The 14,277-nt window shown below is 49.3% G+C and carries 15 protein-coding genes; 8 read left to right on the top strand and 7 right to left on the bottom strand.

Annotated features, from left to right (window positions below; all coding sequences use genetic code 11):
- Nucleotides 1-2 precede the first annotated feature (2 nt).
- Nucleotides 3-1,352, top strand: a complete 1,350-nt coding sequence (locus tag HNR50_RS06575) for a sigma-54-dependent transcriptional regulator (RefSeq protein ID WP_184745099.1) — start codon at nucleotides 3-5, stop codon at nucleotides 1,350-1,352.
- On the top strand, nucleotides 1,342-2,607 hold the full coding sequence (locus HNR50_RS06580) for a sensor histidine kinase (RefSeq protein WP_184745102.1): 1,266 nt from the start codon (nucleotides 1,342-1,344) through the stop codon (nucleotides 2,605-2,607). The genes HNR50_RS06575 and HNR50_RS06580 overlap by 11 nt, the downstream gene beginning before the upstream one ends.
- Nucleotide 2,608: 1 nt before the next feature.
- Here HNR50_RS06580 and HNR50_RS06585 read toward each other — a convergent pair whose 3' ends face one another.
- The gene (locus HNR50_RS06585; protein ID WP_184745104.1) at nucleotides 2,609-3,613 is read right to left on the bottom strand and encodes a Gfo/Idh/MocA family protein; all 1,005 of its coding nucleotides are present in this window, start codon (nucleotides 3,611-3,613) and stop codon (nucleotides 2,609-2,611) included.
- A gap of 283 nt (nucleotides 3,614-3,896) precedes the next feature.
- Between HNR50_RS06585 and HNR50_RS06590 the strand changes: the two genes are divergently transcribed.
- Complete coding sequence (locus HNR50_RS06590) at nucleotides 3,897-4,676, top strand: substrate-binding periplasmic protein (RefSeq protein ID WP_184745106.1); 780 nt, start codon at nucleotides 3,897-3,899, stop codon at nucleotides 4,674-4,676.
- Nucleotides 4,677-4,679: 3 nt separating this feature from the next.
- Here the strand turns inward: HNR50_RS06590 and HNR50_RS06595 are convergent, their stop codons facing one another.
- Nucleotides 4,680-5,885, bottom strand: a complete 1,206-nt coding sequence (locus tag HNR50_RS06595; protein WP_184745108.1) for an MFS transporter — start codon at nucleotides 5,883-5,885, stop codon at nucleotides 4,680-4,682.
- A 371-nt stretch (nucleotides 5,886-6,256) separates the two neighbouring features.
- On the opposite strand from HNR50_RS06595, the gene HNR50_RS06600 reads away from it, so the two are divergent.
- From HNR50_RS06600 to HNR50_RS06610, 3 genes are read left to right on the top strand one after another with little or no spacing between them, the layout of a single operon-like run.
- Nucleotides 6,257-7,264, top strand: coding sequence for an ABC transporter ATP-binding protein (locus HNR50_RS06600; protein ID WP_221439823.1), 1,008 nt, complete (start codon nucleotides 6,257-6,259; stop codon nucleotides 7,262-7,264).
- A complete protein-coding gene (locus HNR50_RS06605; protein ID WP_184745110.1) occupies nucleotides 7,261-8,052 on the top strand; it encodes an ABC transporter permease in 792 nt (263 codons plus the stop codon). The genes HNR50_RS06600 and HNR50_RS06605 overlap by 4 nt, the downstream gene beginning before the upstream one ends.
- Nucleotides 8,053-8,068: 16 nt before the next feature.
- On the top strand, nucleotides 8,069-8,836 hold the full coding sequence (locus HNR50_RS06610; RefSeq protein WP_184745112.1) for an ABC transporter permease: 768 nt from the start codon (nucleotides 8,069-8,071) through the stop codon (nucleotides 8,834-8,836).
- 13 nt (nucleotides 8,837-8,849) lie between these two features.
- Here HNR50_RS06610 and HNR50_RS06615 read toward each other — a convergent pair whose 3' ends face one another.
- The 4 genes from HNR50_RS06615 to HNR50_RS06630 are packed head-to-tail and all read right to left on the bottom strand — an operon-like array spanning nucleotide 8,850 to nucleotide 11,639.
- Nucleotides 8,850-9,584: an amino acid ABC transporter ATP-binding protein gene (locus tag HNR50_RS06615; protein WP_184745114.1), complete on the bottom strand. Its 735-nt coding sequence runs from the start codon at nucleotides 9,582-9,584 to the stop codon at nucleotides 8,850-8,852.
- Complete coding sequence (locus HNR50_RS06620; protein ID WP_221439824.1) at nucleotides 9,574-10,347, bottom strand: amino acid ABC transporter permease; 774 nt, start codon at nucleotides 10,345-10,347, stop codon at nucleotides 9,574-9,576. The genes HNR50_RS06615 and HNR50_RS06620 overlap by 11 nt, the downstream gene beginning before the upstream one ends.
- 9 nt (nucleotides 10,348-10,356) lie before the next feature.
- On the bottom strand, nucleotides 10,357-11,160 hold the full coding sequence (locus HNR50_RS06625) for a transporter substrate-binding domain-containing protein (RefSeq protein ID WP_184745116.1): 804 nt from the start codon (nucleotides 11,158-11,160) through the stop codon (nucleotides 10,357-10,359).
- Nucleotides 11,157-11,639, bottom strand: coding sequence for a MarR family winged helix-turn-helix transcriptional regulator (locus tag HNR50_RS06630; RefSeq protein WP_184745118.1), 483 nt, complete (start codon nucleotides 11,637-11,639; stop codon nucleotides 11,157-11,159). Before HNR50_RS06630 ends, HNR50_RS06625 begins: the two co-directional genes overlap by 4 nt.
- A 129-nt stretch (nucleotides 11,640-11,768) precedes the next feature.
- Between HNR50_RS06630 and HNR50_RS06635 the strand changes: the two genes are divergently transcribed.
- Together HNR50_RS06635 and HNR50_RS06640 are read left to right on the top strand one after the other, a co-directional pair.
- Nucleotides 11,769-11,924 carry a hypothetical protein gene (locus HNR50_RS06635; RefSeq protein ID WP_184745120.1) on the top strand — a complete coding sequence of 52 codons (156 nt, stop codon included), beginning with the start codon at nucleotides 11,769-11,771 and terminating at the stop codon, nucleotides 11,922-11,924.
- Between the two features lie 6 nt (nucleotides 11,925-11,930).
- The gene (locus tag HNR50_RS06640) at nucleotides 11,931-12,884 is read left to right on the top strand and encodes a DUF1848 domain-containing protein (RefSeq protein ID WP_184745122.1); all 954 of its coding nucleotides are present in this window, start codon (nucleotides 11,931-11,933) and stop codon (nucleotides 12,882-12,884) included.
- A 3-nt stretch (nucleotides 12,885-12,887) separates the two neighbouring features.
- On the opposite strand, the gene HNR50_RS06645 is transcribed toward HNR50_RS06640, so the two are convergent.
- Nucleotides 12,888-14,270: a BspA family leucine-rich repeat surface protein gene (locus HNR50_RS06645; protein WP_184745124.1), complete on the bottom strand. Its 1,383-nt coding sequence runs from the start codon at nucleotides 14,268-14,270 to the stop codon at nucleotides 12,888-12,890.
- Between the last annotated feature and the right edge of the window lie 7 nt (nucleotides 14,271-14,277).

Below are 14,277 nucleotides of genomic sequence, written 5' to 3' on the forward strand. Positions count from 1 at the left end.
TGATGAGTCCCAATGTTTTAATCGTAGACGACAACAGAGATATTCTCGCCGCTGCCCGGATCGCTCTTGCGCAGACCGGTTTCTCCGTAACAACGGGAAGCGATCCCGAACAGATTCCCGCCCTTATGGCAAAGACTGATTTCCAGGTTATTCTTCTCGATATGAATTTCACCCGCGGGGTGGTTCACGGCGAGGAGGGCCTGACATGGCTGCAGAAAATCCGGGAGAACGACCCTGCTGCTGTTGTCATTCTCATTACGGCTTACGGCGATGTGGAGCTGGCTGTCCGGGCTATGCAGAACGGAGCCTATGACTTTATTCAAAAGCCCTGGGATAATGAAAAACTCGTCTCTACCGTCTCCATGGCTGTTGAGCTCGGACGCTCCAAAAGAGAAGTCTCCCTTCTCAAAAGACAAAATCAATTTCTTTCGGAATGTAACGGCACCCAGGTCATTGGATCGGGACCGGCTATGAGAAAAGTTCTCGATCTGGTTGAGAAGGTTTCGCGAACCGATGCCAATGTCCTCATTACAGGGGAAAATGGAACGGGAAAAGATCTGATCGCCCGGCTGATTCACGATTCCTCGGAGAGGTCCGATGCGCCTTTTCTGCCTGTGGATATGGGCGCTATTCCCGAGTCTCTCTTTGAAAGCGAAATGTTCGGTTATGAGAGAGGGGCCTTTACCGGTGCCGATAAAAGCCGCATAGGGAGAATCGAAGCGGCATCGGGAGGTACTCTCTTTCTCGATGAAATAGGGAATATCCCTCTGGCTCAGCAGCCAAAACTGCTTCGGGTTCTGGAGACCCGGGAACTTGTTTCCCTGGGCGGTGTCTCCCGACGGGCTTTCGATATCCGTCTGATCTGCGCGACTAACAGCGATATCCAAAAGCTCATCGAAGACAACCGTTTCCGCCAGGATCTTCTCTACCGTATCAATACCGTGGAAATCCCCCTGCCTTCCCTGAGGGAGAGAAAAGAGGATATCCCCGAACTTCTGGACCATTTTCTGCAATTTTTTTGCCGGAAATATAAACGGCCGGATTTGAAAATCACCCCCTCTCTGATGGAAAGGCTGACTGAATTTCCCTGGCCGGGAAATGTTCGGGAGTTGAAGCATCTTGTGGAGCGGGCGGTCATTCTGGCGGCAGGGAGCCCATTAAAAGCAGAAGATTTTTCGCTGAGATCCGGTGTATCTGAGAAAAATATTTCGAACTTCAATCTCGAGAACCGGGAAATGTCAGGCATTGCTGAGGCCATTGATGCTTCCGAAGGCAACCTCTCCCGCGCTGCCGAACTATTGGGAATCTCCCGCGCCACCCTGTACCGAAAGATGGAAAAATATGGTCTATAGAGTGGTTTTCATCATCGCTAATACTCTTCTGGCAGTTTTTTTATTTTCCCGGGGTCATCTTCTTCTTACCCCTTATTTTGTTTCTCTTCTGATTCCCCTTCAGGTCTTTCTCCTTTACAGGAAAGAGCAACGGGAAAAAGACAGAATCGTGGCCCATATCGAATCAGTCGTGCTTGATGAGAATCAAGGCAGCCGTTTAACCCACGGGAACCGTCTCTACAGTAAAATAGATAATCTCCTTTATGACCTTGAGGAAAAGTATAGAGAATCGCTTCGGGAAATTGAAGAAAAGGACAGTCTGCTCGATGTGATCCAGAATCACGTCAATGTGGGACTTCTTTCATTCGACAGGGAAGGGCAGATAGACCTTCTCAATAAACCGGCAAGACTATTGCTCTCAGTCGGATATGTCAGTCATCTCTGGGAGTGTTTTCCCGGGGATTCAGAACTCATCGACGATCTGTTGAATTTCAAAACGCCTTTCTGCAGAACTCTGGAGCTGAAGGATAAAGGACCTGTTCTTATGGAGAGTTCGGATTTTATTCTCAATGGACAGCCTTTGAGAATACTGTCCATTCAGAACATCAGAAGAGCTCTGGACGATAAAGAACTTGATTCCTGGAATGTCCTGATTCGCTCGCTGAACCACGAGATAATGAATTCCATTACACCCATCTCCTCTCTTGCGGCTTCGGTCCTGACTCTGGTAGAGAACGATCCGCGGAGCGATCTGGTCGAGGCGATCGAGATTATTGCCCGTAGAAGCAGCAATCTGATGAAGTTTATCGACAATTATAAATCGCTCTCCCAGATCCCGTCCCCCCGGATGGAGCTTATTGGTGTACATTCTCTCTTATCCCGCATCGCCATCCTGATGTCTGTGCCGGAGAATCTCTTTGACCTTAAGGTAAACTGTGAAGAAGGGGAGGGGGAAATCTTCATCAATGGCGATCTGTCCCAGGTTGAACAGATGCTGATCAACCTGGTCAAAAACAGCATGGAAGCTTCCGCCTCGACCGTTGTCCTGTCATGTGGTACAAGGTCGGACGGAGCTGTCGTTCTCTCTGTTTCGGACAATGGTTCGGGCTTTACCGATGAAAGCCTGGAACGGGCTCTTCTCCCCTTCTATACAACCAAACCGGAGGGGTCCGGGATAGGACTCAGCCTGATTAGACAGATCATGCGTCTTCATGGAGGCGATATTTCAATCAAAAACGAAGAGACGGGAAGCTGTATCGAGCTTATTTTTCCCTGAATTATTCTATTTTTACCCAGTTGCCGGTTTCCGCTGATTGGAAGAGGGCTATGAGCACTTTCGTATTGGCCAGAGAATCTTCCAGAGTCACCGGAACCTCACTGTTTTCCAGGATAGCCCGGGAAAAATTCTCTCCCTGAAGGGTGTAGTGGTCACAGGCTTTTATTTTGATTTCCTCTCTTTCGCTATCCCTGATCGGGCCTTTTCCCAGATAGAGGGAACAGCTCTCATCGGCCGGAGCGTTAAAGGGTATTTCCACATCAAGGGTGTTTTCCGTACCAGTAATAGTCATCCTCTGACGACCCGCCAACTGTGTCGAGCTTGTGAAAATAGCTTGCCCCGATGGATAATCCAGAATGGCTGAAGCCAGTTTGTCGGTTTTGAAAGCGGGATCGAATTCGGTCAGCGCCATGACCCTGACCGGTTCCTCTCCGTAGATAAATCGCGAGGTATTTATAGGGTAGCATCCGATGTCCCAGAGGCTGCCTCCGCCGTATTCCGGCTTATTTCTGATATTATCTCCGTCGGTATTGTAATAGCTGAAGAAGCCCTGAATCGACCCTACCTGTCCGAGGTCTCCATTTCTGACCATTTCCCTGGCTTTCAGCCACTGGAGATGAGAGCGGACCATAAAGGCTTCGCTGATTTTCATGCCCGTTCTGTCCCGGGCTTCCATCAGTTTTACCACATCCTCAACTGTCAGGGCTATGGGTTTCTCGCAGAGAACGTGCTTGCCCGCTTCCATGCATTTTATGCTCCACTCCACATGGAGATGGTTGGGAAGAGGGTTGTAGATGGCATCGATATCACTGTCCGAGAGCAATTCTTCATAGGAGCCGTAAGCTTTGGCAATGCCCAGTTCCGCCGCCGCTTCTTCGGCTTTCTTTTTATTGCGGGAGGCTATAGCTGCCATTTCGCAGTTTGAGCCTTTCATCATCGCCGGGATGACCTGTTTCATGCCGATATTGGCTGTACTGAGGATACCCCAGCGGATTTTTTTGTTCATATCTTCAACTCCATGCAGTTATGTTTTACATAAGTATACTACATGACCTTATTTCTGTTTGGATTTCCAGTTCACATATTTCTGTATGATTCTTTCCAGAAGCGTTTTTCGGTCGTTGTTCTCATCTTCTGATCCATTCTCCGACTGAGAGAATCTGATATATCTATGGATACTCCTCTCCTTTGAGAGGATAACCGAATCTGTCAGTTATGAAGAGGGATTTAATTCCCGCTGATTTGAAATCTCCTTCCCAACGGTTCATAATTGATTTAGAAGGTTCATATTGCGTAGATTCTTTGCTTTTTTGCTCATGTCCATTTTTTTAAATGCTTCGCCGCTATTGTCTCAGGATACAGGTAAAATAATCATTGCCATGAATGCCTGGGAACCAATTAAAAGTACAACCGAACCATACGGTGTTCTGGCTCAGATTACGAAAGAAGCTTTTGCCGAAGAAGGACTCGATGTCGTTTTCCGCGTGGCACCGTGGAAAAGAGGCTACGATAACGTAAAAGACGGCATCTGGCATGGAATCGTCGGATGGAACCGCACCGGGGAAAGAGAAAGCCTCTTCTATATCAGCACGCCTCTGATCCTTGAGGATGTGGTCTTTTTCCATAACAGAGATTTGGATTTTGACTGGACCGGTATGGATGATCTGCGAGGTCTGTCTGTAGGAATGATTGAGGGATACAATTACGGACCGGCCCTCAGCAGCGCTATTGAAAGCAATATAGTCAGGGTTGAAGAGACCAGATCGGAAGAACAGAGCATTCTCATGCTTGAAAGCAAACGCTTTGATCTGTGGCCCTGCGAGGTAGATGTAGGGCAGTATCTTATTGACAAGTATCTGACACCCCTTCAGAGTTCTAGGATAACATATCATCCCCGACCTGTTCAGGTCAGCGATCTCTGCCTGCTTTTATCCAGGGCCATTCCCGGAAACAGGGAGAATGCCGAAGCTTTTGAAAGGGGATATGCAAAACTCCGGGAAAGCGGGCGGTTGAAAGAAATTATTGAAGAAATGCTTCCCGGATCTCAAAGCCTTAAGTATTTAGAGTAATTTTTAAGAAATCTGGTCCGGTTCAATCTCTTTCACAAAGAGAAGCAGAACCAGCAAGGCAACTGCCGAAGTCCCCATGCTGATCAGTGTCAGTCCTCTTAAACCCATTCCATAGTAATTCAAAGGTCCGAGAGAAGCCGCTGCGGTCATTCCGATTAAAGTGGAAGCCGACCCCAGGCTGAGGATCTTGCCTCTTCTGTCAGGAGCCTGTTCGCTGAGCAGGGCGATATTGCTAACCAGGGCAAATTCGAAAAATGTCCTGGGAATGACCAGGCCTATTACGGCAGCTATTATTCCTATATTAAAATAGGGGAGAATGAGAAATCCGGCGATCATCCCGGTCAGTCCCATGGCTACGCTCCGTTTTTTTCCGAACCTGTCCACGAAGAGGCTGACCGAAACGCTGGCCGACAAATCGGTGCATCCCATAATCAGGGCGACGGTTCCCAGCAGAGCCGGAGTCAGAGAGTATTCATCGATCAGCCATCCCCCGTGAATGATCATCAGGTGCATGGATGAAAACATGAGCAGACCGTGTACGGCTATGGCGCCCCAGGCCGACCGGCGGTTTCCTCCCAAATGAAAAAGAGCTGTCAGTTTCCTCTCTTCTTTCATATCGCCTGGAGAATGATGAGGTTTTTCGCTTTCAGGAAGGGTAAAAAGGACCAGAACGGCAATGAGTAAAGCCGCGCCTATTAGAATAAAGGGAACCCTCCAGCTGAATCTTTCGATGAGCAAACCGGCTGTCATAAGTCCGAAGATGCCTGCCAGTGCCCATGAGTATTCCAGCATCCCGATTCCCATAGCCCGTTTTTCATAGGGGAGTCTGGAACTGGTGTGGGCTTGTATGCTCGGTATGAAACCGGCCTGCCCCAAGCCTGTCAGCATGAGGCCGGCGGCGAAGAGCAGCGGTGTGCGGGATAACCCCGTTAGAAGCAGACCCGATCCTGAAACTGTCAGCGACAGCTGCATTACTTTTCTGTAACCGATTTTGTCCGATAGTATTCCCAACGCCGGAGACACCAAACCGAGAAGGCTTCTTGCGCCGACCAGACTACCGAGAGTTACTGCGGATATCCCGGCTCCCGCGGCGATGATTGTGAGAAAAGGATTGAATATCTGAGAGCCCGTTTCAGCTATGAGCTTTATAATAATACTTAAAGAGAGGAGGTAGGAGATCCTGTGGTTGACCGGTTTGTGTTTAATCATAATAGAAATTCACTATAATAATTTTCCCTAAGTCTTGCAATTAATTAACCGATAGTTTAAAAATTACAGAAATTACCGTCAGGAAAGGAGAAACTGCATGAAATCTATCATTTCTTTTGATTTTCAGCTTCTGCTTGCACCTGTCTTTCACAGGATAACCTGACCGGCGGTATTATTATATCTGAAATTCAGACCCGTTGGATCTAACTCCATCGGGTCTTTTTTTTTCTTTTGCTCGCTCTTTTCCACAGCTTCCGCGTCGGGAGACTCCGTGGGCTGCTCGTGTACAGAAGTACACTGTGCTGCCTACTCGCCACCCTTCTTGAATCTGTGAAAAATAGCTTCGCAAAACATTAGTACCAGGGGCTGGTATGCGTAACGGTATGGAGGAGGAGATTATGGACAATGTGCTGGAAATTGAGGGCTTGAAGAAAGAGTTCAGGAGCAAGGTGAAAAGCAGCGGTTTCAAGGGGTCGCTGAAGAACCTTGTCCGTCCCGATTACAAAACCGTTCGGGCGGTGGATGATGTTTCCTTTTCCGTGGAGAAGGGGGAGATCACCGCTTTCATCGGGCCCAACGGGGCGGGGAAGTCGACGACCATCAAGCTGATGACGGGGATACTCTATCCCGATTCGGGGCATATTTCCGTTCTGGGGATGGATCCCCACAGGGACAGGAAAAAGCTGGCCTACAGGATCGGGACGGTTTTCGGGCAGAAGAGTCAGCTGTGGTACCATCTCCCTCCGGCCGATTCCTTCGATCTTCTGGGCAGCATCTACAATATGAGCGAGTCGGAGACGAAGAAGCGTGTCGATTATCTGACCGAGGTTTTCGAAATCGGCAAATTCGTCAATCAGGCGGTGAGAAAGCTCTCCCTGGGGCAGAGAATCCGCTGCGAGATCGCCGCTTCGCTGATTCACAGCCCGGAAATCCTCTTTCTCGACGAGCCGACCATCGGTCTCGATGTGGTGGTCAAGCAGAAGATCCGCGATCTCATCCTCAGGATCAACCGGGACAGCGGCGTGACGGTATTTCTCACGTCCCACGATACGGGGGATATCGAGAAGATCTGCCGGCGGGCTATCGTCATCAACGAGGGGCAGATGGTCTGGGACGGTTCGGTCAAGGATATGAAGTACACGCTTCTCAATAAAAGGATCATCAATGTCCGGCTGGAGGAGCCGTTGGATTTGAGGCTGGAAGGGGTCGATCTGCTGAAGGCAAAAGGCCATTCGGCCAAGCTCGAAGTGGATCTTTCCGTCACTTCTATGAAGCATGTCATGTCCGAGCTGGTGAACCGCCACAATATCAGCGATATCAGCATTTCCACCATTCCCATGGAGGAAGTTATTTCGGCCATTTACGAGGGGGGCGTATGATACACTGGAGAAAATACTTCAAAATTTTCAGCTGCACTGTCCGTGATCAGTTCGCCTATATCCCCGCCTATCTGATCGGGAATATTTTTCTGGTAGTGGTGCTCTTTGTCTTCTTCTCTCTCTGGTCGGTCATCTATTCGGGTAAGGCTCTGATCGCCGGTCTCTCCATGACCCAGACTCTCTGGTATCTCTCCTTCGCCGAAACGATCGAGCTGTCCAAAGCCAGGGTTTACAACCAGATTCAGGAGGAGGTGAAAGAGGGTTCCATCGCCTATGCCCTGGGGCGTCCCTATTCCTATAACGGTTTCAAAGTGGCGCGTTCTCTCGGTGAGAGTCTGGTCAAAGCCATTCCCATTCTGATTCTGGGATTCATCGTCTGCTCTCTGTTTACGGGGATTCTGCCGGGGTATTTCCGGGCGATACCTTTCGGGCTGGTGCTGATTACGGGGGGAATCATTCTCAATCTCATGTGGGGCATAATCATAGGGCTGCTCGCTTTCTGGACCGAAGAGGTTACGCCTTTCTACTGGATTCTGCAGAAGCTGATCTTTATTGCCGGCGGGATGTTTCTCCCCATCGACTTTTTTCCCCAGTGGCTTCAGGGCACAGCCAAGGTTCTTCCCTTTGCCTATTCCGCTTATTGGCCGGCCATTACAATCGTCAACTTCTCTATGGAGAATTTCATGACGGCTCTGACCGGTCAGGTTTTTTATATTACGGTTCTCGGTCTTGTCGCTTACGGAATTTTCCGGACGGCATTGAAGAAGATACACGTGCAGGGGGGGTGAACATATGTTGAAACTTATGAAAAAATACTTTCTATTCAATCTCTCGGCGGGAATGGAGTACCGTACATCCTTCCTGATTCAGGTTTTCGGGATGGTTCTCAATAACTGCGCCTTTATCATTTTCTGGAAAATGCTTTTTGACCGGGTGGGCGGCGATATCAATGGCTACGGATTCCGCGAGGTCATGTTTCTCTGGGCTCTGGCCACTTTCGGATTCAGCATCAGCGAGATCCTCATGGGCAATGCCCGGCAGCTTTCCTCCATCATCTATAAAGGGGAGCTCGATGTGTATCTTCTCCAGCCTCGTGCAGTCCTTCCCAATCTGGTTTGTTCGAGGATGAATATTTCCGGGTGGGGAGATCTGATCTACGGCGTGGCTCTCTTCGTCATAACCCAGCCCCTGACTCCTGTCAGAATCGTGCTGTTTCTGTTGTTCGCCCTTATGATGGCTCTGGTTTTCGTTTCCGTCAGGGTTTTCTATCACAGCCTGACTTTCTTTCTGGGGAATGCCGAGCAGTTTGCAGCGACCATTTCAGAGCTGGTTATTATGTTTACCATTTATCCCGGTTCAATTTTCTCAGGGCCGTCGACCTGGATTCTCCATACGATCATTCCGGCGGCGCTTGTCGCCTGGATACCGGCTCAGCTTTTCGCTTCCTTCGATCCCCTGAAGTTTCTTATGCTGCTGGCGGCCGACGGAGTGATCGTTCTGCTATCCCTGTTTATGTTCCGGGAGGGTTTGAAGAGGTACAGTTCGGGGAACCGCATGGGGACGAGGCTGTAAAGCCCCGGCTCCCTTAATGATATTTCAGGATTTTATTGAAAAAGCGGCTGATTCTCTCATCACCGCTTTCGAAAAGTTCGTCCGGAGCGCCCTGTCCGATGATTCCCCCTTCTCCTATGAAGAGGAGGTGATCGGCGGCGTGCCGGGCGAATCCCATTTCATGGGTAACCAGAATCAGGCGCATATCCTCATCGCGCAGTTCGCCGATCAGATCCAGAACTTCCGAAGTGTACTCCGGATCGAGGGCCGATGTCGGTTCGTCGAGCAGAAGAAACTCCGGATGGATGGCGACGGCGCGGCAGATGGCGATTCGCTGTTTCTGCCCTCCCGACAATTGAGCTGGCTTTTTATGGGCCTGATCAGTGAGCTGAAACCGATCCAGAAGTTTGACCGCTTCCTCTTCTGCTTTTTCCTCATTGTACCCGTGTACTTTGACAAGAGGCAGGGTAATGTTTCTCAGGGCATTGAGATGGGGAAAGAGGTTGTAGGACTGAAAAACCATTCCGATTCTCTTGCGGTATTCCCTCAGACTCACTTCGCTGTGAAAATCCACATTGTGCCCGTTAATGCGGATCTCTCCGCCGTCGGGTCTTTCCAGACCGGCTATCAGACGGAGAAGCGTTGTCTTTCCGCCTCCCGAAGGGCCGATAAAAACGAGGGAGTGGACATCCTCCAGCTTTAATGACACTTTGTCCAGAACAGTGAGAGGACCATATGTTTTTGTCAGATTATCGAGCTCAAGTTTCATAGGAGAACCTCTTTTCCAGATATCGCGTCAGCCGGGATATGGGGAGAGTGAGAAGTAGATATCCGATAGCCAGGGGAATATAAGCTTCCATTGTGCTGAAGGTGTTGGCGTTCATCTCTCTCGCCGCCATGGTGAATTCCTTGATGGCGATAACCGATAGCAGGGAGGAATCCTTGATCAGCGATGCCAGCTGGCCTGCCAGCGAAGGCAGAATCCTCGTAATCACCTGAGGGAAGATAACGTAGATATAGGTCTGTGCCGGCGTGAATCCCAGCGACCGGGCCGATTCCAGCTGGCTGGCCGCTATGCTCTCCACGCCGCCCCGGATGATCTCCGCGATATAGGCTCCGGAGAAGAGCGCCATGATCAGAACTCCGACCACAAAGCGGTTGTTCAGTCCCGCGGCATTGGCGATCACGTAAAAGAAGATCAGGATCTGTACCAGCAGTGGCGTTCCCCTGATCAGTTCCACATAAAAGCGGGAGAGATAGCGAAGAGGCAGTATGCGGCTGCTCTGCCCCAGCCCGAAGAGCGTTCCCAGAAAAAGGCTGAGAATAAGGGCGAAAAGAGAGAGGAGCAGCGTGGTTCCATATCCCTTGAGAAAATTAATGCGGTAATTGTAGATTGTCTCCCAGGCGAAACGGTACCCCAGCCGGCTGAAACCGTACCAGAATACCGCTGCCAGAAGCAGAATAACCACAACCATGGAGAAAGCATGGCCTTTCCGGTTATTCAGATTTTCCGTGTCTTTTATAAGATTCAACTATCCTTCCTATTGAACATCGAAGAAAGAGGGGAGACCCGCCTCATCGAAAACAGCTTTAATCTCTCCAAGATATTTTTTCTCCAGCTCTTCAAATCCGCCGGAGGCTCTGAACTCGAGAATAAAGGCATCGACATCTTTCTTCATGGGGCTTCCTTCTTTCATGGCCATTCCCCAACCGCCCAGAGTTCCGGGAAGATTTTCCAGATTGACTTTTGTTTTTCCGGGGAATTTTTTCTGCAGTTCAAAGGTAGTCAGTCCGTCGTAAATAAAGGCATCGGCTTTGCCCTGTGAAACTTCCAGTGCGCAGGCCGCTACTTCGTCAAAAATCTGAATTGTTGCATTCGGAATATTTTCCTGGGCCCAGATTGCACCGGTCGTTCCCGATTTCACCGCTACAGTGACGCTGCTTTTATTCATATCGCGGTAGCTTTTGACTGGAGAATCACTGTTAATGAGCAAAGTCAGTCCCGATGCGGCATAGGGAATAGAGAAGTCCACAACTTTCTCTCTCTCATCGGTTATGCTCATGGATGATATAATTATATCGGCTTTTCCCGACTGAATGGAGGGTATCAACCCTGTCCATGCCGTGTTTTCAATAACCACTTCGCGTCCCAGGTATTCTCCAAGAGCATAGGCCGTATCCACGCTGATCCCTCTGGGGGTTCCGTCGGCATCGGCCATTTCAAAAGGCGGAAACTGCAGTTCCATCGCCACGATCAGCTTATCGTTCTGCTGATCATCCTTGCCGCCGCTGTATGCGGAAAAAACAATAACTGCCAATAAGGCTAATGTAAATAATCTCTTCATTTTATGTTCTCCTTTGCAATGTATAATGCCAAAGCATCTTTCAGGTTCCTGTTGATCCGGCTGAGACTGTCCGTCAGGGCTTCCTGTTCCGGACGATCGATTCCCATATAGATCCGATCGAGAATCCTGATTGATATGTCATTGAAAAGCTCCCGCATGGCCCGGCCTTTGGGTGTCAGTTCGACAAGGACGCTTCTCTTGTCTTCAGGGCTGTGGGTCCGCATCAGATAGCCGTGCTTTTCCAGTGTCGCGACCATGCCGGTTATGGTGGATTTGACTCTTCCGCTGGCTTTGACCACTTCGCTGAGAGGGACAGGTTTCTCCTTCTGAAAGAGATGAAAAATGATTTTGCCGTGGGCGGGGACAACACCCTCAATGCCGTTCATTTCCAACTCTCTGCTCAGGATTTCCCCGCTCGTATCCCTGATTCTGGATATGAGATCGAGGATTCCTTCGGGACTTTCCGTTTTTTCAGACATGTTTTAAAATTAGTTCGGCGCCGAACTAAAGTCAAGAAAAAAACAATAGTTTTCTTGTGAACATTAGTAGGACAGGCAGATTTGACAGGGAGTAACGGCTCATATAAACTAATCGGGAAGGACGGAATCATGAACATTAATTCCGGTAGATTAAAGCTGGTCGGCTTCGCTTTTGTCTTTTCGGCAGGCTTCGCCGGTCGCTGGTTTAATCTCTATTTTATCAATCACAATCCCATTGCCAAATTCAGTATGGCCGAGGCCGTGGATGAGCGTTTAATAGGATAAAATCATTTGATCATCAGTGCCAGTCGCCGAACCGATATCCCCTCATTTTACGGAAGGTGGTTTCTCAATCGCCTGAAAGCCGGTGAGGTTTTCGTCCGCAATCCCGTAAACAGAAAACAGGTCAGCGTCATTCCACTGTCAAAAGACAATGTTGATTGCATCGTCTTCTGGACAAAGGATCCCGGTCCCTTTCTTCCTTTTCTCGATGAACTGGACAGTTACGGTATTCCCTATTATTTCTCCATAACCATTACACCTTACGGACCGGACATCGAGACAAGGCTAAGAAGCCCTGAGTCCGTCATTGAATCTGTAAAATCGCTGTCCCGGCGAATCGGATCGAAACGGATCATCTGGCGATACGATCCTGTCATCTTCTTTAAAGATATGGATGTGAAATCTCATTTGAAGGCTTTCGCAGTTATGGCGGAACAGCTGGAGGGCATAACAGATAAATGCGTATTCAGCTTTCTTTCCGAATACGGGAAGATTTCAGAGTTTGTGAAAAAGAGGGGAGCGGGAAACGGGCGACGGGAAGAGAGACGTTCTCTGGTCGGCGCTATGGCGGAGATCGCTTTTCAGGCGAATATGAAGCTGGCATCCTGTGCTCTGAGCGAAGACTTCAGGGAGTCCGGTGTCGGGCACAACCGATGCATCGATCCGGACCTCATAGGGGAAGTCTGCGGATATCCCATTTTCAGCAGGCCGGATAAATCGCAAAGAGAGGCTTGCGGTTGTGCTGAAAGCCGTGATATCGGATCTTATAATACCTGTCTTCACGGCTGTCTCTATTGTTATGCCAACAGGGAGGAGTCGTCGATTCGCCGGAAATCCGCCTTATATAATCCCGATTCTCCCATGCTCTGCGACTCTTTGGCAGGCGATGAAAATCTCACCCCCTGCCGGAATTGCGAATCATTGAGAAAGGAGATTATACCCGGATTTTCTTTTGATTTTTAATTTTCAGTCTGCTGTTTCGGACCAATCGGAACGGGGATGATGTGAAGCAGATAAAGGGCAGTCTCCTTCAGAAAAATTTCCGTAGTATTCAACGGCCCCAACTTCCCAGCTTGAAAGATCCCGGTCAAAAGATGAAGCATCCTCAAACATTCCATACATTTTCCGGACTGAAGAGGTATCCCACCCCGACAGATCCTGATTGAAAGCTTCTGCTTTGTAGAACATCTGGGTCATGTCTATGACAGAAGAAGTATTCCACCGGGAAAGCGGCTGATTGAATCGATCGGTTTCGGCAAACATGTAACTCATATCGGTAACATTGGCCGTATCCCATTCCGATATATCCTGATTAAAGGCTTTTGCAGCCCAGAACATTCCATACATAGTCCTTACGGCGCTGGTATCGAGACCAGAGATATCCCTGTTGAATGCCCTGGTGTCTTCGAACATCCGGCTCATATCTGTGACAGAAGATGTATCCCATGGGGAGATATCCTGATTGTAAATCAGGGCACCGTGAAACATCTGGTTCATGTCTTCGACCGATCCTGTATCCCATCGGGAAATATTTCTGTTAAAAGCCGTGGCTCCCCAGAACATCCCTTCCATCGTCTTCGCCGAGCCCGTGTCCCATGTTGAAATATCGCAATTGAAAGCTTTGGTCCGGGCAAAAAGTGTATCCATCCAGATCACATGGCTGACATCCCAATGGGAAATGTCCTGATCGAATTTCGAAGCCCCCCAGAACATGCCGGTCATGCGGATTACATGACTCGTGTCCCAATCGCCCAGAGGCTGGTTAAAGGAATGGGCATCGAGGAACATTTGTTCCATGTCGGCCACGGAGCCGGTATCCCATCGGGAAATATCCTGATTGAATGAGTGGGCAAAAGCGAACATATGGCTCATATTTGTTACTGAACCGGTATTCCATCGGGATATGTCCTGATTGAAATGGGAATCATTCTGAAAAAGGGAACTCATATCAGTAATATAGGACGTATTGAAACCGGTCACATCGTCGCCGTTCTCAAGGGCCGCATCGAGGTCTGCCCGGGTAGGCACCCCCGGAGGGATCCACCAGGCGTAAAGAGTCAGCGGACGGGGCTCGTGATAAGTCGCACCCGGTGAATAATTCACTCCCGTTCCGTCCGGTTCCGTATCCCATCCCCCGAATCTGTATCCGTCATCTCTCGAGAGATCGCCGTAGTTGTCCGAAAGAATAATATAGCTGTTTTTTCCCGATTGCTGTTTTTCAGGCGCCTTACCCGAATCGGCTCCGTTCGCCAGGTATTCCACTGAGTTCCATTCCGGCTCTGTACAGCCAGTCAAAGATAATACAATCAGAAGGGTAAAGATTCCCCAAGGGGTAAACCGGGTTTTCAAACCTGTC

It is taken from the genome of Spirochaeta isovalerica (genome assembly GCF_014207565.1).
Lineage (GTDB): Bacteria > Spirochaetota > Spirochaetia > DSM-2461 > DSM-2461 > Spirochaeta_F > Spirochaeta_F isovalerica.